Here is a 26,376-nt window from a genome sequence, read left to right on the forward strand (position 1 = left end):
CCCTTTTTCGAAGTCTCATGATCCGGCCCCACTTCAGGGAAGTCCTATGTCGGCGGTACGCATCGGCCCATATACATTGCAGAACGGCCTGGTTCTCGCCCCTATGGCGGGCGTCACCGACCAGCCCTTTCGTCAGTTGTGCAAACGATTGGGCGCAGGACTGGTGGTGTCGGAAATGGTTACCAGCGACATGAGTTTGTGGAACACCCGCAAATCGCGCCTGCGCATGATCCACGAAGGTGATCCCGAGCCCCGCTCGGTACAGATCGCCGGTGGTGATGCACAGATGCTGGCGGAGGCGGCCCGGGCGAACGTCGAGTTGGGGGCGCAGATCATCGACATCAACATGGGCTGCCCGGCGAAGAAGGTCTGCAACAAGGCCGCGGGCTCGGCGCTGTTGAAGGACGAAGCGCTGGTCACCGAGATCCTGCAGGCGGTTGTCGCCGCGGTTGATGTGCCGGTGACCCTGAAGATCCGTACCGGGTGGGACCGGGACAACAAGAACGGCCTGACGGTGGCGAAGATCGCCGAACAGGCAGGCATTACGGCGCTGGCGGTCCATGGCCGTACCCGTGCAGACCTGTATACCGGCGAGGCCGAGTACGACACCATAGCCGCGATCAAGCAGGCGGTGTCCATTCCGGTCTTTGCCAACGGCGATATCGACTCGCCCGAAAAGGCCCGGTACGTACTGGACGCGACCGGGGCCGACGGCCTGTTGATCGGCCGGGCCGCCCAGGGGCGGCCATGGATTTTTCGTGAAATCGAACACTACCTGCGCACCGGTGAAAAACTCGCTGCGCCGTTGTTGTCCGAGGTGGAACGTATTCTGCTAGAGCATCTGGCCGCGCTGCATGCCTTCTATGGTGAAGTCATGGGCGTACGCATCGCTCGCAAGCATGTGGGCTGGTATCTCGCAACCCTGCCGGGCGCCAGGGAGTTTCGCGCCCGTTTCAATCGTTTGGATGGTACGCAAGCACAATGCGCCGACGTTCAGGCGTTCTTCGCCGAACGTTACAAGAGCCTGACAGGGGACGAAGGGGTGGCCGCATGACGATGATGACCGAGACTTTAGTGAGTGGAACAGCACCCGTGAGCGACAACGTGAATTTGAAACAGCACCTCAATACGCCCAGCGAAGAAGGCCAGACCCTTCGCGGGAGCGTCGAGAAGGCGCTGCACAATTATTTCGCCCACCTTGAGGGCGCTGCCGTCACGGATGTGTACAACCTGGTGCTCTCCGAAGTCGAGGCGCCTCTGCTCGAAAGCGTGATGAACTACGTCAAGGGCAACCAGACCAAGGCCAGCGAGTTGCTGGGCCTGAATCGCGGCACCCTGCGCAAGAAACTCAAGCAGTACGACTTGCTTTAAGCATTCAATCAAACCAGAAAGGCGCCCGCGTAAAAAACGGTCGCCTTTTTTGCTGACTTCCCTTGCTTTTGATGGAACTTGAAATGACCGACCAGACCACCCGCCTGCCGATCCGCCGCGCCTTGATCAGCGTTTCCGACAAGACCGGGATCCTCGAATTCGCCCGCGAGCTGCAACAGCTGGGCGTCGAGATTCTCTCCACCGGTGGGACCTTCAAGCTGCTGCAGGACAACGGTATCGCCGCAGTGGAAGTCGCGGACTACACCGGTTTTGCGGAAATGATGGACGGTCGCGTCAAGACCCTGCACCCAAAGATCCACGGCGGGATCCTGGGCCGTCGCGGCATCGACGACGCCATCATGAATGAGCACGGCATCAAGCCGATCGACCTGGTGGCGGTCAACCTCTACCCGTTCGAAGCCACCATCAACAAGCCTGGCTGCGACCTGCCAACCGCCATCGAGAACATCGACATCGGCGGTCCGACCATGGTCCGTTCTGCGGCCAAGAACCATAAGGACGTGGCGATCGTGGTCAACGCCAGCGATTACGCCAGCGTGCTGGAAAACCTCAAGGCCGGTGGCCTGACCTACGCCCAGCGTTTCGACCTGATGCTCAAGGCCTTCGAACACACCGCTGCCTATGACGGCATGATCGCCAACTACATGGGCACCGTGAACCAGGCCGCCGACACCTTGAGTACGGAAGGCCGCAGCGAATTCCCGCGCACCTTCAACACCCAATTCATCAAGGCCCAGGAAATGCGCTACGGCGAGAACCCGCACCAGAGCGCGGCGTTCTACGTGGAAGCCAAGCCTGCCGAAGTCGGCATCGCCACCGCCACCCAGTTGCAAGGCAAGGAACTGTCGTTCAACAACGTGGCCGACACCGACGCCGCGCTGGAGTGCGTGAAGAGCTTCGTTAAGCCAGCCTGCGTGATCGTCAAGCACGCCAACCCGTGCGGCGTGGCTGTGAGCCCGGACGCCGAAGGCGGCATCCGCCAGGCCTACGAACTGGCCTACGCCACCGACACCGAGTCGGCCTTCGGCGGCATCATCGCCTTCAACCGTGAACTGGACGCCGAGACCGCCAAGGCCATCGTCGAGCGCCAGTTCGTCGAAGTGATCATCGCCCCTTCGGTCAGCGAAGAAGCCCGTGCCATCGTCGCCGCCAAAGCCAACGTGCGCCTGCTGGCCTGCGGCCAATGGTCGGCCGACCGTGCGCCGGCCTGGGACTACAAGCGCGTCAATGGCGGCCTGCTGGTCCAGAGCCGGGACATCGGCATGATCGGCAGCGAAGACCTGAAAGTGGTGACCCAGCGCGCCCCGAGCGAGCAGGAAATCAATGACCTGATCTTCGCCTGGAAAGTCGCCAAGTACGTCAAGTCCAACGCCATCGTCTATGCCAAGAACCGCCAGACCATCGGTGTCGGCGCCGGCCAGATGAGCCGAGTGAATTCGGCCCGCATCGCCGCCATCAAGGCTGAACACGCCGGCTTGCAGGTACAGGGCGCGGTTATGGCTTCCGACGCGTTCTTCCCGTTCCGCGACGGTATCGACAATGCAGCGAAGGTTGGCATCACTGCGGTGATCCAGCCGGGTGGTTCGATGCGTGACGCTGAAGTGATTGCTGCGGCTGATGAAGCCGGCATCGCGATGGTGTTCACCGGCATGCGTCACTTCCGTCACTAACAAGGCAACGGCCGTACTGAAGCCGGCATCTGCTGCGTTGGGGCCGACCTCGATGATGCTCATTGCCAAAAGGCAACTCCGCTCACCGAGGTCCACTCCGCCTTGCATCTACCGGCTTCATTGCGACCTCCTACGGCGCATGACGCCCTAGGCTCCAAACAGAATCAGCGTCATCCGAGGTTTTTGAAATGAATGTTTTGATCATTGGCAGCGGTGGCCGTGAACACGCCCTGGCCTGGAAAGTAGCTCAGGATCCGCGCGTGCAGAAGGTGTTTGTCGCACCGGGCAATGCTGGCACCGCCATCGAAGCCAAATGCGAAAACGTTGCGATCGACGTGCTGGCCTTGGAACAACTGGCCGATTTCGCCGAAAAAAACGTCTCGCTGACCATCGTCGGTCCGGAAGTACCGCTGGTCGCCGGCGTGGTCGATCTGTTCCGGACTCGCGGCCTGGATTGCTTCGGCCCGACCGCCGGTGCTGCGCAGCTGGAGGGTTCGAAAGCCTTCACCAAGGATTTCCTGGCGCGTCACAAGATCCCGACCGCCGATTACCAGAACTTCACCGAAATCGAACCGGCCCTGGCGTACCTGCGCGAAAAAGGCGCACCGATCGTGATCAAGGCGGACGGCCTGGCCGCCGGTAAAGGCGTGATCGTTGCCATGACCCTGGCCGAGGCAGAAGAGGCCGTGCGCGACATGCTCGCCGGCAATGCCTTCGGTGATGCCGGTTCCCGCGTCGTGATCGAAGAATTCCTCGACGGCGAGGAAGCCAGCTTCATCGTCATGGTCGACGGCAAGAACGTCCTGCCGATGGCAACCAGCCAAGACCACAAGCGTGTCGGCGATGGCGACAGCGGCCCGAACACCGGCGGCATGGGCGCTTACTCCCCAGCGCCAGTTGTCACGGCCGAGGTACACCAGCGCGTGATGGACCAGGTCATCTGGCCGACCGTGCGCGGCATGGCCGAGGAAGGCAACGTCTACACTGGTTTCCTCTATGCTGGCTTGATGATTGACAAGGCTGGTAACCCAAAAGTCATCGAATTCAACTGCCGTTTCGGCGATCCTGAGACCCAGCCGGTGATGCTGCGCCTGCAATCGAGCCTGGTGCTGCTGGTCGAAGCCGCCCTGGCGCAGGCGCTGGATAAGGTTGAAGCTCAATGGGACCCGCGTCCGAGCGTCGGCGTCGTGCTGGCCGCTGGTGGTTATCCGGGCGACTACGCCAAAGGCCGTGCGATCAACGGCCTGGAAGCAGCCGCCCAACTGGAAGGCAAGGTTTTCCACGCCGGTACGGCACTGAAGGACGGCCAGGTCGTGACTGCCGGTGGTCGGGTGCTGTGCGCCACGGCCATGGGCATCAGCGTTGATGCCGCTCAGCAGCAGGCCTACAAGCTTGCCGCGCAGATTGATTGGGAAGGCTGTTTCTACCGCAAGGACATTGGCTACCGTGCCATTGCCCGCGAACGTGGCGAAAACCTGGAATAACCCTGCCATTCAGACAGGCAGGAGCCCAGGGCTCTTGCCTGTCTGCTCGGGCGCCGCGCATAGTTATAATCTGGCATCAACCTACGAAGGGATTTCGCCGTGCGCTGGCTCAGGATTGCCATAAGCTTGACCGTTACCCTGCTGACGCTGCTCTGCGTGCCGGCCCAGGCGGCGCCCGGCAGTGGCTGGGCGGTTTTGCTCGACGAACAGGGCGACCTGAAGCTGAGCGACATCCGCTCTGCACGCTATACCAACCAGTTCAGCCCCATTGATCTGGACCACCTCAAGGCAGCCGAACCTGGTGGTGCCCTGTGGCTGCGCTTCCGGCTTTCCCCCGACCGGCATGAACAGATCCTGCGTGTCTTCGCGCCTGATCTATCGCGCCTGAATCTCTATGTATTGGATGGCGACACTCTCGTCGGCCAACAAGTCAGCGGCAACGCCATGCCGCATACCGAACCCATGGTGCCGAGCAGCGATTTCATGCTGCCCTTGCCGCGCAGCGATAAATCGCTGGACGTGTACCTGAGATTGGCATCGCGCTACGAGCTGCGCCCCTATGTCACCTTGCAGCCGGCCGTCCTGGCGGCAGCCAACCAGAACCAGACGCTGGTCTATGGGCTGTTGTTCGGCTGCATCGCCATGCTGATCCTGCACAACCTCACCCGCTACGCCTATACCCGATCACGCAGTTGCCTGTGGCTCGCCGCCTGCGAAGGGTTGCTGATGCTCAGCCTGATATTGCTGCTGAACCTCGCGGGGGCCTGGCTGCCTGATTGGCCGGCAATCCAGACGCCGGGGGCCTACCTGGCCCTGTTGCTGACGGCGCCCTGCGGGCTGATGTTTGCCTATCGTTACTTCGCGCCGCTGGGACCGCACCCGCTGAACCGGCTTCTGCTGGGCGAAATAGTCTTCATCATGCTGTGTAGCCTGTTGCTGCTGTTCGTCAACACGCTGCCACTCAATATCATGACCTACGCCTTGGTGGCCCTGGCTGGCCTGAGCATGCTGTTCGTCAGCGCCTGGCACTGGCAGAAGGGCTACCGCCCGGCACGGTTGTTCGTCGCCGCCATGGTGGTGTTCAACCTGGGTACGCTGATCATCCTTCCGGCCCTGCAGGGGCTGACCGAAGTCGCGCCCCAAGGGCTGATCGTCACGTTGCTGGTCATTATCTGCATCAGTGGCCTGCTGATGAGCATCGCATTGGGCGAACGTCAGCGGTCGATCAATGAAAATCGCTTCAGCGTCAGCCGCGACCTAGCCGCGAGCAACGCCGAGATCAACGCCAAGGCCGAATTCCTGGCCAAGATCAGCCATGAGATCCGCACGCCGATGAATGGTGTGCTGGGCATGACCGAGCTGTTGCTAGGCACGCCGCTATCGGTCAAGCAGCGCGACTACGTGCAGACGATCCACAGCGCCGGCAACGAACTGCTAACGTTGATCAATGAGATTCTCGACATTTCCCGGCTCGAATCCGGGCAAATCGAGCTCGATGATGTGCAGTTCGACCTCAATGCGTTGATCGAGGACTGCCTGAGCATTTTCCGCGCCAAGGCCGAACAGCAGAACGTCGAGCTGATCAGTTTCATCCAGCCCCAGGTTCCTCGAGTCATCAGCGGCGATCCGACGCGCCTGCGCCAGGCACTGTTGAGCCTGTTGGAAAACGCCCTGAAGAAAACCGACGAAGGCGAGGTGCTGATCGTCGTCGCCCTCGACGAACGCAGCGACCAGCCACGCCTGCGCATCGCGGTACAGGACAGCGGGTCGCCCATGGATGCCGAAGAACGCGATACGCTGATGCATGCCGAGCTGCACAGCAAGAATGTTCTGTCCGCCACGCGCCTGGGTGGCAACCTGGGGCTGCTCATTGCCCGGCAACTGATCATGCTGATGCACGGCGAGTTCGGCATCAAGAGCGGCAGCAGCCAAGGCAGCACCTTGTGGCTGACCTTGCCGCTGGACCCGGACCGCCTCGAACATCCGACCGCAGACCTCGATAGCCCCCTGCAAGGCGCACGGGTGCTGGTGGTCGACGACAACGACACCTGCCGCAAAGTCCTCGTGCAGCAATGCAGCGCCTGGGGCTTGAACGTCAGCGCCGTGCCGTCGGGCAAGGAAGCCTTGGCGCTGCTGCGCACCAAGGCTCACTTGCGCGACTATTTCGACGTGGTGCTGCTGGACCAGAACATGCCTGGCATGACGGGAATGCAGCTGGCAGCCAAGATCAAGGAAGATCCGAGCCTGAACCACGACATCCTGTTGATCATGCTGACCGGCATCAGCAACGCACCGAGCAAGATCGTGGCGCGAAACAGCGGCGTCAAGCGCATCCTCGCCAAACCGGTGGCGGGCTATACGCTCAAGACGACCCTGGCGGACGAACTGAACCAGCGCAACAAAGGCCAGGCGCCGAACCTGCCGGTCAATGCCGGCCCTCCCACTCCCGTGCAGGTTCCCAGCGATTTCCGGATCCTGGTGGCTGAGGACAACACCATTTCCACCAAGGTCATCCGCGGCATGCTCGGCAAGCTCAACCTGCAACCCGACACCGCCAGCAACGGCGAGGAAGCCCTCAAAGCCATGAAAGAACAGCGCTACGACCTGGTCTTGATGGACTGCGAGATGCCGATCCTCGATGGATTCTCCGCCACCCAACAGCTGCGTGCCTGGGAAGTCGGTAACCAGCGCACCCGTACGCCAGTGGTGGCGCTCACGGCGCATATCCTGGCCGAACACAAGGAACGCGCCCGCCAGGCCGGAATGGACGGGCACATGGCCAAGCCCGTGGAACTGTCGCAGTTGCGCGAGCTGATTGAACACTGGGTGGCCCAGCGCGATCAGCAGAACCGCACGGCACAAACCTCCTGAGCCGACAGGCGCCGAAACGCCTGATAGACTCCCGTCGTGTTCCTCCTTTCTCGAGTCTTGCCATGCTCCATGTGCTGTTCAGCGTTTACCTGAAGATGCTGGTGCTCTACAGCCCCTTCTTTGTCCTGTCGTGTTTTATCAGCCTGACTCGCGGCTACTCACGCAAGGAACAACGTCGACTGGCCTGGAAGGTGGCGACCGCAACGCTGGTGTCCAGCGTATTGCTGTACTTGTTCGGAAGAGTGATTTTCAGCGTGTTCGGCATCACGGTAGATGCGTTCCGTATCGGCGCTGGCAGCGTGCTGTTCATTTCGGCGCTGGGCATGGCCCAAGGCAAATCCGCCGTACAGACCGATAACGTGCAGCAGGACGTGACCATCGTCCCGCTGACGATTCCATTGACCGTCGGCCCCGGCACCATCGGGGCCCTGCTGGTGATGGGCGTGAGCCAGCCGCACTGGGACGACAAACTCATGGCCATCATCAGCATCGCCCTGGCCAGCTTCACCGTTGGCGTCGTGCTTTACCTGTCCAGCCGTATCGAACGGATTCTTGGCGACCAGGGCTTGCAGATTGTCAGCCGCTTGATGGGACTGTTCGTCTGTGCGTTGGCAGCGCAGATCATCTTTACCGGGGTGAAAGGCTACCTGGCGCCGTGACCCTGGCCAGTATTGAACTCAGGCATGCTTGCGACGACTGAAACGCTTGCTCAAGACTTCCCGACGATGTACGCCCAGGTATTCTTCGATTTCCTGCCGGTAGTCCTCGTAACGTGCCGGATTGAAGGTCACGAACGATTTGCCACGGAAGATCTCCCGCGCCGAAGCGCGCCAGTTTACGAAGAGCACGCCACCGTTACTGGAGGACCCGGTCTGTTTGACCGAGCTGGAGGACGCAATCAGAATACCGTTGGACAGTTGTTCGCAAGGAATGACGGATAGACGTGCGCCATCGGCCGCCTTGGCCTGGGTGCCGAACAGATTGAGGGTTTCCTTGTCCTGCTTCAAACCATCGATCGTGGTATTGACCACGGAACCCAGCACTGTCGCCGCGGGGATACTGGCTTTCACGCCGTCGACGATCCCTTTGACGATATCGCTGATCACCAGGTCCATATCCACCTGCAGGGAACTCTCGGAATAGCGGGAGTAACCGTCATCGGCGACGAAACAGCCGAGGTCCTGCAGGCAGCGAATGAAGGCGTCATACCATCCGCGGGTGTTTTTGCCACCGGGCACTTCGAAGTTGGCTTCCATGATCGCCATGGTCATCAGGTTTTCCATGATTGCCATGTTATTGAGCGACATGCCTTGGCCGTAGCCCACCAGTGCATCCCCCAGCATCAGCGCATCCATCTCTTTGGTTGGGTTGTCTTGTAGCGACTGTACCGCCGACCTGCGCATGCGCCGCATAGTCGAAGCCAACGCCTTGCGCCTGTTGATACGTGCACTCACCAGCTCAACGCTCTGTTCAACACTTACGTTACTTTCTAAAATTTCCATGATGCTTCCTTTATTAGATAAACGACCGCTCCTGCGGACAACTCAGAATCTAATTTATCGAACTAGGAATTAACATTGAAAACTAAATACAATATATGTAGCGCAGCCATTCCAAAACAACACATTCAGAGGCCAATAAAAGTTTCAACAGACTTGAATATCCTCACCGCAGCTGTATTCATATAACCTTCTACAACAGCAGACGGATGATTACCATGGACGAACAACCCTTAACCGGACTGGTGACAGGCCCGAATCTTTTTTCATATATCGGCGCGCCTCTTCAGCAAGACCACGACGACATCGCCGATTGCAATAACATAGCCACCGGCTCGGCCGATCTCGGTTATCACCGCTACGCCGATCCCAAGGGCTGGTTCGAGGAGTATGTGCGCACCCTTAATTTCCTGGGCTGGTCGCTGTACCACGACTCTATCTACACAACCACCCAGCATATGGTCTCGGGCTCCGTGGCGGATTTTCTGGTGGAGAGTGCCCAAGGCATGCGTGACTCATCACAGGCCAATGCGATGATCGATACGCTGGATACGCTGAAAACCAGCGAGGCGGCCATGCTGTCGCTGGACACGCAAACCCGCGAGGGCGAGTCATTTCAAATTGTTCCGGCGCGCTACGATTCACGGGGCAATCTGGTTATAGCCTTGTACAAGTTAGAACTGAGCGTCAGCACAAGAAAGCACGGCTTCTTGTTCTGGGAGTGGACAAAGAACTCTGCCAGCATTACCCAGCGAAAGGCATATTTGAAGTTGGACAGAAACGAGCTGGACAAGCGAAGAGCGCTTATCCGAAAGAAGCTGGATACACACGTCATGAGGCGTTTTGCCCTGCGAAAGAACGCTTGATCAAACTTGATTCGAAGCTATTACTTTCACCCGATGGGAGGCGGCGCAATAGATATAAAAGCCAATAGACATATGATCAAGGGTTGCAGCTGATGATGCCTGCAACCCTTTTTGTTCACTCATGGATCGTCCATCTAACCCATCAAGTTGTCGGGACCGCCGTCACCGCAAATACCTTACCCAGGGTTGTGCCGTTCTGGTTATCCGATAAAGCCCTCATACTTGATATCAAGAACGAAAGCTCACAGTGTCGGTCGTCACCGAAACTGAGCAACACATCGCCAAGCAAGTTGTCATCCGTGGCAAATACGTCGCGACCAATCACACTGCGCCCGCTGTCCGGGTCGATGATGACCAAGTGCTCGTCGACTTTGCTGAGCAGCAGTTGGTCGGGTTTATCCAGCTCCCAGATAAACTTGGACGGACTTGTCACCACGCTGCCCAATAAACGTTGACAGTCAAGGATGACCGAGTCGACCAGTAACAAGACCGTCTTTGACAAACGATAAGTGGTCTCCCCCAGCCCCAAGCGCAAGACAAGAGTGCGTACATCATCCGGAACCAGCGGGCGCAGGTCCCCGCTTTTCAAGGCCTGGCCCTCGACGACCATCACTTCCCCCTCACGTAGGACATAAGCGAGTGACGCGGTCTGTTTCGGCTTTGGCAAGAGGCGCAACTTTCCATCCGTTTTATCATGGAGTAATACGTTGTTGTGACTTAAGGTTCCCAACACGTCGAAGACTTGCGGGGCGGCGGACTTGGGAGCCTGGATCAATTTCCCGGTCGCGGCGACGAACCACTTGAGTTGATCGGCATCTTCCACCGTCAGCAGGGCACTGCACGACGGCTGGGCCGCCAGTCGCTCAAGCCCCTCGATTACCCGGTCCCCTTGGATAGCCACCCAATCCTCCGTGACCCCCGTGATCAACGCCGGCTCGCCTTCGCGCAGCGTAACGATCACACCTTCGAAGGTGACGCCCCGAAGCCCCGGCCCGTCGGTGGTCAGTTTGATGAACTGCAGGGGGTCCCATTCGCGTTCGGCGGCGGGTATCGCGCCAGCCTTCAATAACTTCGATCCGTTGCCAAACGCGAGCGTCAACGCTTGCGGGTCGATAAAGGCCTGGCGATACACCACGCCACCGGAAACATCGAACAACCAGGCGGCCTCGCTGTCCGGATTGGCCCTCAACAAGCGGACATCCTTTGCATAGCCGAGGTTAGCCAGCAATAGCCTGCCGCCCATGTACCAGGCGCATAATTTCGAGTCGCCAGCGGCATTGGTCAAACCGGCGATAGCAAAGCTATCAACCTTGTATTTTTCGCCTAGCGCTTCCAGGTCGGACCACCAATGCTGGCGGTCCTTGAGCCACAGCTCACCCACGCCGGCGAATGACAATTCGAATTGAGGCGTCAGGTTGAAAAACAACCCATCGCCATCCACCGCCACATACCCATTGTCGGCAGCCACAATATTGTTCAGTTTTGCGGGACGTTTCCAGCTAACGGTCCATTGCCCCTTGCCCCCCACGAGTGTGCGTTGCTGGTGACAAAGGAACTGGGTGAGTCTGTTGTAGATGATAAAACTATCACCACCATCTACCGGGGGAAGCAACGCCAGATCGGTCAGGTTCTTGATTGAATCGGGCCAGGCACGATAATGCTTGGGCCGTGGCGAGGGCCGGATGATCAAGCGATCACGGCTGCGAATCCATGCCATATCCCGTGATTCGTCATCAATCTTCCAGCAAACCGAAACGAAAGGAGCCGGCTGCCAAACTACGGTATCGAAGGCATGCCCGTTCGACAAATGCGCCTGGACGACAAAAGCCTCACGAAGCACGCTCGACCAGTCTGCCAACGTCTCGGCAGCATTGAAAACCGACTCCAGCCTGTTATCCCGGCCTCGAATCACTGAACTGAGGAGCAGTTTTTCGTCATGGATCAGATAACCCAACACATCGCGGGACCCGTCTTTATGGGCAACGTGCTGTGAGAAACTGATCATACCGCGGGCATCGACCTCGATACTTTGGACCTTGCTCGTCATGCTTTGTGGACACCACAACCAATAACAGCGGATCACCTGGCCATTGTCGGCGTCGACTTGCCAGATTCGCACTTCCTCCGGGTTGTAGAACCAGGCATAGCCGTCGGTCACTGCCCCGAGCTCTGCGTCTTCGACGCCCGGTATCTCATCCCGGATGTAGAGATGACGGTCCTTCTCGGCGTCGTACCAGGCCGTGACGTACCGGGGCTCATCCGGGTCCTCGAACGGAACCAGGTACTGGTGGACCGGCGTATAAGGCGCGACCAGACGATGCTGCTGGGCCAATGTTTTCATGTAATCGTGCGCGGCTTGCGAATCCATGCCAGGTTTCAGTCCCACCACGACATGGGATAGTTCGCCGGCATCAACCTTGAGTATCTGGTCTCGGTTGATCCTTATCAGCATGTCGTTATGCCCCGTTCCGGTAATCGACACCGCAACGTCACCGATGAATAACTTGTCGCTTCCCTCCAGTTGGACGTCGCTTTCCTCGGCCCAGGGTGCATCCAGCATCCATGCCGATTTCAGCGGCGCAGTCGTTTCGAGAATCAGGCTCACGCCTGGGTGGAGCAGCACGGAGCATCGTTTTCCGGCACCGCGAATGTGATATTCGATCTTGTCCATCCAAATCGGCTGCAGCTTGGGCACGAGCAACGAGCGATCGACATCGTCGAGCCAGACATCAACTGTCGTAGGGCGATAATCGGGACTGAAGAGACGATTGAGTATCTGGTGGCTCGGAAACGAATAGAAGGAAAACTGGAACAGCCATTGGCCTTCCTTCTCTTGCCATTTCTCCAAGCGCCGCGCCGTATCGAAACCGGTCCAATGGTACGAATTGGCAAACGGTAGCGCCTTGTATTCATAGCGATAACAGCTATGCGGGATATAGGGCAGGACAATGCCCTGGTTCGCCAGGGGCTTGAATTCGACTTGATCAGGCAGGCCAAGCTCCTTACGGATATCGATCGCCCGGTCGTAATCAAGGATCATGGTCGGCACGCCCAGATGATCGCGTTGCGGATACAGTTTGGGCCCGTCCACCGATAGGGTGGAGCTGCGCAGATCCATCGTCTTGATCACCAGGGACGAGTCGGGTTTCCAGAGCGTGTGGGTGGTATCGAATGTGTAGGCATGGTGGTGAGCCTTTTCGACATCATCGAAGAACAGCCCGACTTGCTTGGCTTGCTCGGCGATCACGGCGAAGCCCTTGACCACCGCCGACACCCCGAAGGCCAGCCCGCCCACTATCACGGCCGCCCCGCCAAGCACCGCCCCGGCGGTGGCGCCGGCGGCATAAGCCCCTCCCCACAACAACAGGCTTGCCGTATCGAAAGCCAACTGAGTGCCGAACTCGGCGCGCTCAACGTCGTTCTGTGTGGTTGCCAATTGGTAGATGTCGAGACCGACGCTCACAAACTGCAGCAGCCCGGCGGTCGCTTCGCTCACGCTGCTTCCCAACGAGGCCTTGATGGCCGGCGCAACGGTACTGGCAATGACCTTTTCGTCTTTCAAGGCCTCCCGAACCAGCTGGACCATAGCGTTGATATCGCTCAGGTGCCCCTGCGCCAATTGCGCATAACCCACATAGGCGTGCAACCGGACCGCCGTCGTAAGGGACCGATCATCCCCTTCGCGGCCCTGTAGCGCGTGCATCAGCGCCAAGATGCTGAAACCGGCATTCAACGTGTGAACGCCACCTACGTGGGTAGGGTCTTCCAACATATCGGGGGTGTTGGCCCCCATGGCCGTAAAATGCTCCGACAGATACCGTTTGATCTGTTTGAAACGAGGATCTTTCGTTTTGGCGTAGGTCACTCGCTGCGGCTGCTCACGATCAATCAGGGTGATGCGGAACCCACCCTCCGGCAGAGCCTCCAGGCTGTCGAACAGGGGCACCAGCGAAGGCGCCAGGTTGTTCGCTTCCCGCAGCTGAGTGGTCGCCTCGCTGATCTGCTGCGCCTGCCTATGGCCGTCCAGTGCCCGCAAGCTGCTGCCCAGTTCGACGTTGTTTTGAAGCGACTGTCCCAGAGCGCTGGCCATCCGTTTTCTGGCCGGGATCAATGATTGCCCAGGCAAGGCTCCAGGCCGAATCAGCTGCGAAACGGTCACTTCACCTGGCAATGCCAGGCTCGACAAACGTGCGCCGTCCAATTCGATCAAATCGAACGTTGTATGACCTGGGCCAAACGCGTCATATCTGGCAGCCATTTTCTGCTCGATGAATAACCGTTCCAACAAGTCCTTGAACATCAAGGTGTCAGTGGGGGAAAACAAACCGATATTTGGATCATAGAGATGATAAGTGCTGCTCGTGCCGTTGAAGACCCGGGCCACGAGCATGGCATGGTTACCCGAGTTGAGCATCAACGTAGCGGTCGCTGACTTGGCTTCGAGCACATCGACGATATTTTGCAGAGTCGAACGTTGCGTGGCGCCGAGGACAGTGTCGAGCTTCACGGTGCCCACCGACTCCAGTATGTTCAAAAACGTTGCCGAGTCGCTTGCGCCATGATCGTTCATCACCGCATAAAACCGGTCGAACAGGACGTCGACCGCCCCCCGGCCTTCCGACAAAGCGGCCGCCGTCACCAAGGACAGCGGGTAACAACGTCCACTTATGGAACCTTCTCTCGAGGTCAGCAGGTCCTGCGGTGCCACCTTCATCCGCGTTTCGGGCAACCCGTCCACGATCTTGTTGACCTGATTCTTCGTTGCTTTGTGTTCCAGTTGAGCGACCCGCTTGACCTCGGCAACACACCGCCCCCACTCGCGCAATGTCAGCCGCTGGTCCAGTGCGTAAGACATCAATTGCGAGGCGGTTTTACCATGCACCGGCGGGTAGTCACCCGTGCTGGCAAGCCCCGCCATGAATTCGGGCGCCCTGGACTGGAGGAGCGTTTGCTCAATTGTCGTATAACCGAAGGCGGTGCCAAACCTGCTGGTATTGTCGGCCAACTTGTCCAACTGCGGTCGAGCCGCTTCAAACCCGTGATTATCCAAAGCCTTCGCACCGATCAAGGGTCCCAACTGCAAGCGCTCCAACGGGCTCAACTCAATGGCAAGCAGTGGGCTTTCGGCATGCCGCTCCAACAACTCGCGAACAGACCGCTGTTTGTTTTGCGGATCGTTCAAGAAAGCCGGTGCAACAACGCCTTGGCTGCTGACATATTGGCGTTCTTCAAAGCTCAGCGGTATGGGCGAATCGAAGGTCTTCGAAACGTCGTGCCCGCGTTGCATGGCATCCTTGAAGGGCTCGCCCAGCTCTGCGGCCAGATGCTGCAACAAATCGGTGGACAAGATCGGGTGCCCCTCGATCGCCGGCCAGCCGCCGTTGAATTCAAGGGTGCTGCCTTTGAGCAATTGTGCGATCTTTCCCGCGTAACGGACCCTGAATTTCCCTTCTCGCCAGGATGTTGTCTCGCGCTCAAGCCAGCTTAGTTCAGGCGCATTCTCTAGCCATGAATGATCGGCCTCCTCCTCCGTAGCGTTGTTGAAACCCATATAGAGTCGAACGGATTCGCGGACGGCCCCAACCACGTCTGGCGTGAAAGCCTTGTCGTTATATTCTTCCAGCCCCGCTCGCAACGCCCCCGGCCCCGTCAGGTGTATCGTGCCTCTAGCCTGGGGCCGGATACCATCACTGAAATAGTCGGACATACTAATCGCCAAATTCTCTGGCCCAAGGTTCATCTGGTCTATTTTGGGCTGGGCGAAGTGGATTCGATCTTTGATCACTTCTATCGCGAGCTCCCACAAGCGGTTGGACTCATGGAATCCGATATTGCTCTTCAAGGCTTGGCGCTCGATCTCGAGCAAAGCCTGATGGTAGGTCTCGAAGCGCCGGATGATGGTCCACAAGGGAGCCGAACCGGGATGACTGACAATCAACGCATTGGATTCGCCCCCCTCGATGGACGGCAAACGCAAGCTGTCGACTGGAACGCTGGTTTGCTTGAACGGAGCAAATACCTGTTCCAGAGGCGGTCTGCTTTTTGCAAATCGCTCCAGCGCATCGCGATCATCTTTAAGAATAAAACGGATGTGATCCTTAAACCCTTCGCCCGACGCCCGGCGGCCAGGCATCCACTCGGGATTGTTGTCGAGCAACAACTGCAACACCCCCCGTCTCGGAGCGGTCGCCAACTGGTTGATATCGATACCTGCAACGTCATCGACAAACGGCGGCAAGAAATCCACGTCGCTGTAGATACCTCCCTCGGCAACTTCAACCAGCATCCGGACAAGATCGGAGGCCGCCGCAAGATTTCCACGCAGGCCCATTTCACGGTGGTAAAACTCCTTCAGCTCAGGAAATGTCGGAAGTTCGGTAACATTGCGCAATTGCAGCCCGTCCTTAACAAGGTCGCGCATGACCTGGGCATTTCTTTCCTTGAGTGCGCGCAGACGACTTTCATCCTGCCCATATCCTTTCACCAATAAGTCGATACGCGCCTCATCCGCACTTTCACCCCGCGCCATCGCTCGATTGATGTGCAAGAACATTTCGCGTTTCAGTGCGGTGATTCTTGCTTCATAGCGATCAGCCAGAACTTCAGGCGAACTCTGCGCCTGATCTTCGCTCACCCATGTCGCTGCTTTTCCCGCTTCGACAATAATCCGCGTGGCTTCGTGCGCCAACAAACCATCTTCGTCATGCCAGACATTCACGACGTAATCGTCCGGCATTACTTTTTTCCAGATATTGATGTAGTCAAGTTGAATCTGGCCCAGCGCCCCACCGAGCCAGACGAAATGCAATTTTTTCGGCACCGCGGTGGCAGGGGGGCGCTCAATACCATTGCGCAGTCGCGCTTCATAGTCCGTGACTCCTCCGACCACCTTTGTCAGGCCAACAGTACGGCCGCTATCGGGCCCCGCTGGCGTACGGCGTCGCCGTCCCCTCCCCTGTAACCCCTCCAACGTTTGCCTGAGCAGGCTGAGCGGTTCGAGCAGTTGCGCAGACCCCATTGAATCGACACAGCCGTCGTAATATCGAACCGCCTCTTCGTATTGTTCACTGTTCTTGTACGGCTCCAATACCCGCTCAAGTTCCTCGCGCGTCAACATGCTGACAAAATCAACATAAACTTCTTTTTCCGGCAACTTAACTTCACTCATTGACAACACATCCCTTTATTGCAAACAAGCAAGTACGCACAACCGACACCATGAGCATCGGCAGACACACCAGCACTAAAAAACAAAAAACTGAAATCGAGAAATAATTACTCACCCGAGCGAGCTTTCAAACCAACTCATCACCCTCAGAGCAATACTGATCGAGACCAACATACTTCACCCAGATGAAACACCACAACAAACCAAGGCTTCCAAAGATTTTCCAAATAAAACAAGTTGAGATATTACAAGCACATCCTCACCGCGCCGGCAGGCATCAGAACTAATACCTGCAACTAACGCATAAAGCCCCGTTCAATTGATTGAACGGGGCTTTATGCGTTAGTTGCAGGAAAACAATAGTAAGAAAAAACACCGCCTGAATCTGTCAGAGCGGTTTGTCGCCATACCAGCGCGGTGTGTACACCCAGTGGCCACCCTCGGCGCGAGGGAACACGCAGGTCGTGGAAGAGCCCACGATCACCAGGGTCCGCATGTCCACCTGATCCGGCGTCAATTGCCCCAGTGTCGTGACGCGCAAGGTCTGGCCGGGCCGGCCAATGTCACGCCCCAGGACGACAGGAGTGTCCGGTGTGCGATGTTGCGCGACGATCTCCAGCGCCCGCCCCAACTGCCATGGACGAGCACGCGAGATGGGGTTGTAGAACGCCAGTGCAAGGTCGGCTTGCGCCGCAAGGTCCAGGCGCTTCTCAATGATCGACCAGGGCTTGAGGTTGTCCGACAGCGACATCACGCAGAAGTCATGCCCCAGTGGTGCGCCGGCCTGGGCGGCCGTGGCGAGGGAAGCGGATACGCCCGGCAGGATCTCCAGATCCACCTGGTGCCAGGCCGGATCACTGGACTCATGCAGTGCTTCGAGCACCGCCGCCGCCATGGCGAATACGCCAGGATCGCCGGAGGACACCACCACCACCGAACGCCCCTGGGCTGCCAGTTCAAAGGCATGCCGGGCGCGCTGCATCTCTTCACGATTGTCGGTGCAGTGTTGCACCTGGTCGGCACGGAAAGGACCGGCCAAGCGCACATAGGTCTCATACCCCAGCACGTCGGTGGCGCGGTCAAGTTCGGCGCGCACGGCCGGCACCATCAGCTCAGCGGCGCCAGGGCCCAGGCCGATCACCGCCAGGCGCCCTCGCGCGCGGCCGATCCGTTGCGGGTCGAGGGGTTTTGCGGCGACGGCAATGGCAATGCTGCCCACGGCCTGGATCGATACCGACTGGCCCAAGGCATCTTCCAGCCACTGCGCGACATCGCCCACGGGCTCGACGAATCGCAACGGTACGCCCAGGGCCGAAGCCGCTTGCTGCAGTTCTGGACGCGCCATGTCGCTGTCCGCCGCCAACAGACAGGCCAGCGACTGCTCCGCGAGATCAGCCTGGGCCAGCGCTTGGGCAATAACCGTGGAGACATCCGCCGTGCCGGCACCTACTGCAATCACGACATTGCGCGGATAGATCCGTAACTCGTCCGCCGCCGGCGCGCCTGCGGCACTGTCGATACGAATCGCCAGCCGCGCCTGCGCATCCTGCGGCAATTGAGCCTGATCCAGCCACGGCGCCGCGCCTTCGATTCGCACCGGTTCACCGGCCAGCAGATCGGACACAAAGCGCTTGCCCTGCTCCAGGTCGCCGAGGCTGTAGCCGCTTGGCGGGTTGAGCAGGCACGTGCCGAAACGCAATTCGCCGCTGGTGGTGATCGCCGGGGCGACTTGCAGCGCTGTCGCAATCTCCCGGGCCATGACATTCACCCCGCCCAGGCCACCCAGCAACGGCACCACGGCGCTGCCGTCCTCGGCCACCGCGAGCACCGGCGGCTCGACGCCCTTCTCCAGCAACAGCGGCGCCAAGGTGCGGATGACGATGCCGGCCGCGCACAGGGCGATGATCGGCGAATCTTGCTGATAGAGCTGGCGAAGTGTTGCGCCGAACTCGGTGTATTGACGATCACAGCCCTCGACCCGACCGGCCAGGCCGTGGATCAAAGCCCCGGGATAACGCTGTTGGATTCGTCGGGCCGTCGCCAGGCTGCCCTGGCCGAGGATGACAATTGCCGCAACCGTTGGAGTCATCCCTGCCACCGTTCGCCAGGGACAATGATCAGCGAGAAATACGGCGAGGACATTGGTTCCACTTCATCCAGCGGCACGATTTTCTGGTTGGCCATGGTGGCCCGTTCCACATACAACGCCCGCCCGTCCATGCCCAGTTCCTGGAGCACCTGGCGAACCTTGGGGAAATTGCGTCCCAGCTTCATGATGACGGCGGCGTCGGCGTCGGCCAGGCGGCGCTTGAGATCGTCGTGGGGCAAGACACCGGAGAGCACCGACAAGCTCTGGTTGCGATAGACCAGCGGCGCACCGAGCACCGAGGCGCCACCGAGCATCGAGCACACCCCAGGGATGACTTCGGCGATGTAACGCTCGGCCAAGCGATCATGCAGGTACATGTAGGAACCGTAGAAGAACGGATCGCCCTCGCAAATCACCGCCACGTCACGCCCTGCGTCCAAGTGCACGGCCAATTGCTCGGCGGCGGTGTCGTAGAAATCGGCGATCACCTGTTCATAGGACAACGGCGCCGGCAGCACTTCGGTGGTGACTGGGTAGACGAGCGGCAGCAACGTCTGCACGTCTTGCAGATGGGCTTCGATGATGCCGAAGGCGTTGCCCTTCTTGCCCTTGGCGACGAAGTACGCCACCACGGGCGATTCGCGCAACAAGCGCAGTGCCTTGACTGTAATCAGTTCCGGGTCACCGGGCCCCACGCCGAGGCCGATCAGACGTCCAGGCTGCTGCATCATTCGATCTCCGTGGCAAGGGCGTTGACGGCGGCGGCAGCCATGGCACTGCCGCCCAGGCGACCTTGCATGATCACGAACGGCACGCCCCGGCTGTTGGCCGCCAGCGCGGCCTTGGATTCGGCGGCGCCGACGAAACCCACCGGGAAGCCGAGGATCAGGGCCGGTTTCGGCGCGCCGGCGTCGAGCATTTCCAGCAGGTAGAACAGCGCGGTCGGCGCGTTGCCGATGACCACGACGCTGCCCTCCAGGTGCGGTCGCCACAGCTCCAGCGCCGCCGCCGAACGGGTGTTGCCCAGTTCTTCGGCCAACGCCGGGACGCGCTCATCGCGCAGGGTACAGATCACTGGATTGTTGGCCGGCAGGCGGGCTCGGGTCACGCCTTCGGAGACCATCCGCGCGTCGCACAGGATCGGTGCGCCGGCGGCCAACGCCTGGCGCCCGGCCGTGCCAGCGCCCTCGGAAAACTGCAGGCCATCGACCGCCTCGACCATGCCGCAGGCGTGGATCACCCGCACCGCGAGTTTTTCCAGATCGGCCGGAATGCGCGCCAGGTTGGCCTCGGCGCGGATGATCGCGAAGGAGTTGCGATAGATCTCCTGGCCGTCGCGGATGTAATCAAGCATCAAGGGGGCTCCGGGGGTGAGCGTCGAGCCAGTGGTCGAGCGCTTCGATAGTCAGATTGTGTGCCTGCAACGCGCCGAAACCCGGCAGCGTGGCATCGCGAAAATACAGGTCATAACGACCGGGGGCGACCGCCAGCAAGGTGGCAGGCGCGATATGGGCCGCCGCGCAGGATCGCGGGCAACCGGAAAGATGGAATTCTAGCGCCTGCCCTCGTCCTTGCAGCCGCTCGGCCAGTCGGCGGGCGTCGGCCTTGGTGTCGGCCAAGGCCTTGGCGCAGCCACTGGAACCGGTGCAGGCGATGAGTTGCGCCAGGGGCTGATCGCTCGAAGCTAAAAACCCCAGTTGCTCAAGCCGCGCCAGCACTTCATCGGCATATTCGCGGCGCACGTTGGGCAGCAACAGGCTTTGCCAAGGGCTGAAGCGAAGGCTGCCATCGCCCTTCTCTCGCGCCAGTTGCGCCACTCCTCGTAGCATCGCTGCATCAAGCCGGCCCAAGGGTGCCACCGCACCGACGTAAACGCGGTCGTCGTACTGGGAATGGACGCCGATGTGCAGGCCATCGATGGACGCACCCCGCTGCCAATCCGGGCAAGGTTGCAGCGGCACGCGGCGAGCCAACCGAGCCAGGAGTTCATCCGCGGGGATGTCCGCCAGCAAGTGGCGCATGCGGTTCTGGTCCGGGCGGGCCAGGTCGAGAAACAGCTCCAGCACCGCCACCACCAGGGCATGCCCCTGGGCCAGGGGCACCCGGCCTGCCGGCTTGTCCAGCGGGACACCGGCCAAGCCGAAGGCCAGCCAAGGCTTGCCGTCGCCGGCCAGCGCCGACAACCAAAGATCATGGTGATGTTCGAGCATCGCCAGCGCTTCGCCACCGTCCAGTTGCACGGCGAACTTGGCCGACAGCTCATGGAAACGCTCATGGGTTTGCAGGGAAACGAGGATCTGCTCGGCCAACGGGCGCGTGTCGAACAGCATCTGCCGATCGATCCCGGCCGAGGGGCTGAGCATCAGGTTGCGCACGTCATCGCCGGCCGGGTTGCGCGGGCCAAGCCCGGCGGCCAGCAATGGAGCGATCAGCGCGTCTTGCTGCGGCCCGATCCCACGGATCTGCAGGTTGGCCCGGTTGGTCGCCTCGATCACGCCATCGGCGAACCGCTCGGCCACAGTGGCCACGGCGTCGGCCTGATCCGCCAGGATGGAACCACCATCGAGCTTGATTCGACATATCCCGCCGTCCAGCGCCTGGACGACACGCAGCAATCCCGGGCAACCGGAGGGGCGTACGACGCTGGAAGATGGACGTTCGTTCAAGGCTGGACCGGCAGGTAAGAAAACGCCACGACGGCGAGGGGTCGCCATTATGCCTGCTTTGCCGGGGGTCATGAAAAGCTTGCTGGTCGGATTAGCTGATGGCGGGGTACACAAATCCCTGGTTCACCACAAAATCCCCTGAGGGAGCGAGCCTGCTCGCGAAAGCGGCCTGCCTGAAAAACGTGACGCAGCCATCGCGAGCAAGAAAATCCCCATGGAGTTTGAAGATTACGGGGTATCCCGCGCGGCTCATCTGCCCAACCGCCGTATGATTTTTACCTTACCAAACAAATACATACCTCGACACAAAGGCGTCTTTGAACAAACAGAGAAACTTCGCTTTATTCATAAGGCAGTCAGTTACTTCATAATCGATAAGGAAATCGAGATATGTCAGAAGATTCAAAAAACTACACTGAACAAGAACTCACAGCGGCATTTGATGACATCGCCCTCGCACTGTTCAAAGACGTCACCGCAGAGCCAATACCCAAGATTCTCGTCGTCGCTGGCCTGCAAAGCTCGGGCAAAACCTACCTGTTGGAAAAAAGTCTGCTGCCCTCCGGGCGCTACGACAATTATGTTCGGCTGTACCTGCCCGAATACCGAGAAAAACATCCCCGCTACACAAGACTCATAGAACACGGTGTTCTGCACGCTTACGAGCACACCGAAGCGTTCATTCGGGACATTGGCAGCAAAATCTTCGAAAGGGCATTCGCTCAAAAATACAACATCGTCATGGAGGCAGCCTTCGACAGCCTGGGTTTCGCAGCTTTTCCTCCAGCGGCAACGAAGGCCGGCTATCAGTTCGAAACGCATGTCGTCGCCTGTTGCAAGGACTTCGCTCATTTATCCAGCATCAAGAGAGCCTTTAAGAGCATCCAGGTGGGTGAAATGGAAAGGTTCGTCACTGTGCCGATGCTCGATGCAAGCCTGGACCATGCCAAAGCGGCCCTTCCTGCGCTGGAGACGGCCACTCAAGCAGTCAGCGGTTCGACGTTCTATTTTTATGAACGTGGATTTGGCGCGTTCAAAGAACGACGTTTACGCGCGCGGAGCACTTATACCAAAGATGCGGAGAGAGACTTGATCATCTCTGGGGACCAGCAAAATTATGCGAGTCTTTTTGAAACAACCACCCGTCGTCCTATCTATGAACTGAAGGACCGAGAAGAAATGGTAAAGGAATGTCATCGGGCGCTACTCGCGACTCAGACATCGACTACACCGATGCCCGACTCCCTGTATCACGATCTTTACAGCTATATCCTCAGGTATGTGTATCGATAGCCCCAACCAAACCGCGCCCACAGGGTCGCGCCTTAACCTGAGGGGCACGGTATGATGGCGGCCCGGTTCGCGGCGGCATACGCCTGTCGATCAACCCCATCTATTCGAGGAACAGAGATGACCCCCTGGCTGACCGTAGTGGGCATCGGTGAAGACGGCTTCAAGGGCCTGGGCCGGACGGCTCGCCATGCCTTGCTGCGGGCGTCACGGATTCTGGGCAGCGCGCGCCAGTTGGAACTGTTGCCACTGTGTATCCGCGGCGAGCGGGAGCTGTGGCCCAGCCCGTTTTCCCTGGAACCGCTGCTGGCTCGGCAGGACGAACCGGTGTGCGTGCTGGCCAGTGGGGATCCGATGTTCTATGGCGTGGGCGCCAGCCTGGCCAGACAGGTGCCAAGTGATCGAATGCTGATCATCCCAGCGCCGTCTTCTTGTTCGCTGGCCGCGGCGCGCATGGGCTGGCCGTTGCAGGACGTGGTCACGCTGTCGCTGGTGGCCCGCCCTCTGGCGGCGCTCAATGTGCATTTATCCACAGGCGTCAGGCTGTTGCTGCTGAGCAACGATCGCCACAGCCCTGCCGCCGTGGCCACGTTGCTGCGTGAACGCGGATTCGGTCCGAGCCCCATAACCGTCCTGGAGCATCTGGGCGGTTCAGCAGAACGACGGATCGAAAGCACTGCGGCGCAATGGCACGATGAGACCGTCGCCGACCTGAACCTGATCGCTATCGAATGCCTTGCCGAACCCTCGACGCGCTCCCTGTCACGCCTGGCCGGCCTACCGGACAGCGCGTTCGAACATGACGGCCAGCTGACCAAGCGCGACGTGCGCGCCATCACCCTGGCCCGTCTCGCGCCGACGCCCGGTGAACTATTGTGGGATGTCGGCGCCGGCAGCGGCTCCATCGGCATCGAATGGATGCGCGCCCACCCCAGTTGCCGAGCGCTGGCCATCGAAGCCGACGAAGGCCGCCAAGGCCTGATCGAACGCAACCGCGACACCCTCGGCGTGCCGGGCCTGCAATTGATCCGCGGCAGCGCCCCGCAGGCGTTGGAAAACCTCGAACGGCCAGACGCGGTGTTCATCGGTGGCGGCGTCACCCGTGAGGGCGTATTGGACACCTGCTGGGCCCAACTCAAACCCGGCGGTCGGCTCGTCGCCAACGCCGTGACCCTGCAAAGCGAAACGGCCCTCATGCACTGGCGCGAACGTCACGGCGGTGAGCTGACCCGCATCCACATCGCCCAGGCCCAGCCCTTGGGCGAATTCGACACTTGGCGCCAGGCGCTGCCGATCACCTTGCTGGACCTGACGAAACCTCTCGATGCGTGACGAAACCGCCGAACAACCCGCCCCCCTGCGCAGCGGCCTGACCACCGGCAGCTGCGCCACCGCCACCAGCCTGGCGGCCGCTCGATTACTGCTGCGCGGCACCGAAGCCGACGCCGTGGAAATCATCCTGCCCAAGGGCAAGCAGGTGCAGATGCGCCTGGAGTTCTGCCGTTTGACCGCACAAGGCGCCGAGGCAGGGACGATCAAGGACGCCGGCGATGACCCGGACGTGACCCACGGCGCCCTGTTGTTTTCCCAGGTGCGCTTGACCGTCGAACCCGGCGTGCGCTTCGTCGCCGGGCGCGGCGTGGGCACGGTGACGCGGCCGGGATTGGTGCTGGGGGTCGGTGAGCCGGCGATCAACCCGGTGCCACGCCAGATGATCAACGATCACTTGGGCCGATTGGCCGAGGAAAACGGCTACGCCGGTGGTTTCGAAGTCACAGTCAATGTCGAGGGCGGCGAAGCCCTGGCGTTGAAAACCATGAATCCGCGACTGGGTATTCTCGGCGGCCTGTCGATCCTCGGCACCAGCGGCATCGTCCGGCCCTTTTCCTGCGCGGCCTACATTGCCTCGATCCACCAGGGCATCGACGTGGCGAAAACCAACGGCTACCTGCACATCGCAGCCTGCACCGGCAACGCCAGCGAAGACACCATGCGCCGGGTCTACAACCTGCCGGAAATCGCCCTGATCGAAATGGGTGACTTCGTGGGCGCCGTGCTCAAGCATGTGCGCAAGGTGCCGGTGGAAAAACTCAGCCTCTGCGGCGGCTTTGGCAAGATCAGCAAACTCGCCGCCGGCCACATGGACCTGCACAGCCGCCACTCGAGCATCGACCTGCCGCAACTGGCCGAATGGGCCGCCGCGATCGGTGCCGATGAGGTTTTGCAGCAAGGCATCCGGGAGGCCAATACCAGCCAGCAAGCCCTGGCGATGGCCAGTGCCGCCGGCATCGCCCTCGGTGACGCGGTGTGTGAACACGCGCTGGCGTTCGCCCGCAGTGTGGTGCCGGCCCAGGTCCAGGTCGAAGTCTTCGCCATCGACCGCCAGGGCGGGATCGTCGGTCACGCCGGAGCCTTCTCATGAAACGCATCCTGCTGCTCGGTGGGGTCACCGAAGCCCTGGCCATCGCCCGCACCCTCGGCCCCCAGCACATCTACAGCCTGGCAGGCATCGGTCGCATCCCCACCGACCTGACCTGCCAGGTGCGCGTCGGCGGCTACGGCGGCGCCCAAGGGCTGGCGCAATTCATCCGCGCCGAGGGCATCGACCTGCTGCTGGATGCGACCCACCCCTACGCCGCGCAAATCAGCCACAACGCGGCCCATGCTGCCCGCGCCTGTGGCGTCCCCTGCTGGGCGCTGCGCCGTCCGGCATGGCAGCCCCGGGCCGGCGATGACTGGCGCGAAGTGGTCGACTGGGCCGAACTGATCCATGCCCTGCAACCCTTCCACCGCCCCCTGTTCACCCTCGGCCGTGAGCCACTGCAACACCTGCATGAAATCCCGCCAGAGCAATTCTGGACCTTGCGAGCCCTGGACGTTTACCCCGGCAATGAACGCTGCGAAGTGATTGGCGCCCGCGGACCGTTTCACATCGAGGGCGAGCGTGAGCTGTTTGAACGGCGGCGGATCGATGTGCTGGTGAGCAAGAACAGCGGCAGCATGGCTACCGAGCCGAAGCTGGACGTGGCGCGGGAGCGGGGGGTACCGGTGTTGGTGTTGAAGCGGCCGGTGTTGGCGGGGGTAGATCGGGAGTTTGGCACGGTGGATGAGGTGTTGCAGGGGCTGCGGCAGTTGGTCTGACAGTCTCCAGCCCTCGCTCCCGCAGAGCTCTGTAGGAGCTGGCGAAGCCTGCGATCTTTTGATCTTCGCTTGAGACTCAAGTGCCGAGGGAAAAGATCGCAGCCTCGCTTCGCTCGGCGGCGGGGACTCCCTCGCCACAAAAGCGCCTACTTGAAGATCTATTGCTACTGTTAACACCAGCCCTGCGACCCTACACCGCACGTGGCCTTTTTACTTCTGCCCCCCGATCAGGCTAAATAC

18 protein-coding genes are annotated in these 26,376 nt (G+C 60.1%); 11 read left to right on the forward strand and 7 right to left on the reverse strand.

Features of this window, described 5'->3' with window-relative positions; genetic code table 11:
- The first annotated feature begins 46 nt into the window (after positions 1 to 46).
- The 6 genes from dusB to JZ00_RS23110 all read left to right on the forward strand — a co-directional run bounded on the left by dusB (position 47) and on the right by JZ00_RS23110 (position 8,076).
- Positions 47 to 1,054 carry a tRNA dihydrouridine synthase DusB gene (gene dusB / locus JZ00_RS23085; protein ID WP_039593520.1) on the forward strand — a complete coding sequence of 336 codons (1,008 nt, stop codon included), beginning with the start codon at positions 47 to 49 and terminating at the stop codon, positions 1,052 to 1,054.
- Entirely contained in the window at positions 1,051 to 1,371 is a 321-nt protein-coding gene (gene fis / locus JZ00_RS23090) for a DNA-binding transcriptional regulator Fis (RefSeq protein WP_007921650.1), read from the forward strand. The genes dusB and fis overlap by 4 nt, the downstream gene beginning before the upstream one ends.
- An 83-nt stretch (positions 1,372 to 1,454) precedes the next feature.
- Positions 1,455 to 3,062, forward strand: coding sequence for a bifunctional phosphoribosylaminoimidazolecarboxamide formyltransferase/IMP cyclohydrolase (gene purH / locus JZ00_RS23095; protein WP_039593519.1), 1,608 nt, complete (start codon positions 1,455 to 1,457; stop codon positions 3,060 to 3,062).
- A 188-nt stretch (positions 3,063 to 3,250) separates the two neighbouring features.
- Positions 3,251 to 4,546, forward strand: coding sequence for a phosphoribosylamine--glycine ligase (gene purD, locus JZ00_RS23100; RefSeq protein ID WP_039593518.1), 1,296 nt, complete (start codon positions 3,251 to 3,253; stop codon positions 4,544 to 4,546).
- Between the two features lie 99 nt (positions 4,547 to 4,645).
- Positions 4,646 to 7,417: a hybrid sensor histidine kinase/response regulator gene (locus JZ00_RS23105; protein ID WP_039593517.1), complete on the forward strand. Its 2,772-nt coding sequence runs from the start codon at positions 4,646 to 4,648 to the stop codon at positions 7,415 to 7,417.
- 62 nt (positions 7,418 to 7,479) lie between these two features.
- A complete protein-coding gene (locus tag JZ00_RS23110; RefSeq protein WP_039593516.1) occupies positions 7,480 to 8,076 on the forward strand; it encodes a MarC family protein in 597 nt (198 codons plus the stop codon).
- Positions 8,077 to 8,094: 18 nt separating this feature from the next.
- Here JZ00_RS23110 and JZ00_RS23115 read toward each other — a convergent pair whose 3' ends face one another.
- The gene (locus JZ00_RS23115; protein WP_039593515.1) at positions 8,095 to 8,919 is read right to left on the reverse strand and encodes a hypothetical protein; all 825 of its coding nucleotides are present in this window, start codon (positions 8,917 to 8,919) and stop codon (positions 8,095 to 8,097) included.
- A 215-nt stretch (positions 8,920 to 9,134) separates the two neighbouring features.
- Here JZ00_RS23115 and JZ00_RS23120 point away from each other — a divergent pair, with 215 nt between their 5' ends.
- A complete protein-coding gene (locus JZ00_RS23120) occupies positions 9,135 to 9,782 on the forward strand; it encodes a hypothetical protein (RefSeq protein ID WP_039593514.1) in 648 nt (215 codons plus the stop codon).
- On the opposite strand, the gene JZ00_RS31745 is transcribed toward JZ00_RS23120, so the two are convergent.
- From JZ00_RS31745 to cobG, 6 genes are all read right to left on the reverse strand, one after another.
- A complete protein-coding gene (locus JZ00_RS31745) occupies positions 9,783 to 9,905 on the reverse strand; it encodes a hypothetical protein (RefSeq protein ID WP_268794922.1) in 123 nt (40 codons plus the stop codon). It lies immediately after the preceding gene.
- A gap of 19 nt (positions 9,906 to 9,924) precedes the next feature.
- The gene (locus tag JZ00_RS23125; RefSeq protein WP_039593513.1) at positions 9,925 to 16,950 is read right to left on the reverse strand and encodes a TcdA/TcdB pore-forming domain-containing protein; all 7,026 of its coding nucleotides are present in this window, start codon (positions 16,948 to 16,950) and stop codon (positions 9,925 to 9,927) included.
- Between the two features lie 388 nt (positions 16,951 to 17,338).
- On the reverse strand, positions 17,339 to 19,039 hold the full coding sequence (gene cobJ / locus JZ00_RS23130; protein ID WP_039593512.1) for a precorrin-3B C(17)-methyltransferase: 1,701 nt from the start codon (positions 19,037 to 19,039) through the stop codon (positions 17,339 to 17,341).
- Positions 19,036 to 19,767, reverse strand: a complete 732-nt coding sequence (locus tag JZ00_RS23135; protein ID WP_039593511.1) for a precorrin-2 C(20)-methyltransferase — start codon at positions 19,765 to 19,767, stop codon at positions 19,036 to 19,038. The genes cobJ and JZ00_RS23135 overlap by 4 nt, the downstream gene beginning before the upstream one ends.
- Entirely contained in the window at positions 19,767 to 20,393 is a 627-nt protein-coding gene (locus JZ00_RS23140; RefSeq protein ID WP_039593510.1) for a precorrin-8X methylmutase, read from the reverse strand. Before JZ00_RS23140 ends, JZ00_RS23135 begins: the two co-directional genes overlap by 1 nt.
- On the reverse strand, positions 20,386 to 21,777 hold the full coding sequence (gene cobG, locus JZ00_RS23145) for a precorrin-3B synthase (protein ID WP_152668464.1): 1,392 nt from the start codon (positions 21,775 to 21,777) through the stop codon (positions 20,386 to 20,388). Before cobG ends, JZ00_RS23140 begins: the two co-directional genes overlap by 8 nt.
- Before the next feature lie 318 nt (positions 21,778 to 22,095).
- On the opposite strand from cobG, the gene JZ00_RS23150 reads away from it, so the two are divergent.
- The 4 genes from JZ00_RS23150 (at position 22,096) to JZ00_RS23165 (ending at position 26,136) form a co-directional block, all read left to right on the forward strand.
- Entirely contained in the window at positions 22,096 to 22,998 is a 903-nt protein-coding gene (locus JZ00_RS23150; protein ID WP_039593509.1) for a zeta toxin family protein, read from the forward strand.
- 117 nt (positions 22,999 to 23,115) lie between these two features.
- The gene (locus tag JZ00_RS23155; RefSeq protein WP_039593508.1) at positions 23,116 to 24,327 is read left to right on the forward strand and encodes a bifunctional cobalt-precorrin-7 (C(5))-methyltransferase/cobalt-precorrin-6B (C(15))-methyltransferase; all 1,212 of its coding nucleotides are present in this window, start codon (positions 23,116 to 23,118) and stop codon (positions 24,325 to 24,327) included.
- The gene (locus tag JZ00_RS23160; protein WP_039593507.1) at positions 24,320 to 25,417 is read left to right on the forward strand and encodes a cobalt-precorrin-5B (C(1))-methyltransferase; all 1,098 of its coding nucleotides are present in this window, start codon (positions 24,320 to 24,322) and stop codon (positions 25,415 to 25,417) included. Before JZ00_RS23155 ends, JZ00_RS23160 begins: the two co-directional genes overlap by 8 nt.
- Positions 25,414 to 26,136 carry a cobalt-precorrin-6A reductase gene (locus JZ00_RS23165; RefSeq protein WP_039593506.1) on the forward strand — a complete coding sequence of 241 codons (723 nt, stop codon included), beginning with the start codon at positions 25,414 to 25,416 and terminating at the stop codon, positions 26,134 to 26,136. Before JZ00_RS23160 ends, JZ00_RS23165 begins: the two co-directional genes overlap by 4 nt.
- Positions 26,137 to 26,376: the final 240 nt, after the last annotated feature.

It is taken from the genome of Pseudomonas frederiksbergensis, assembly GCF_000802155.2.
Classification (GTDB): domain Bacteria; phylum Pseudomonadota; class Gammaproteobacteria; order Pseudomonadales; family Pseudomonadaceae; genus Aquipseudomonas; species Aquipseudomonas frederiksbergensis_A.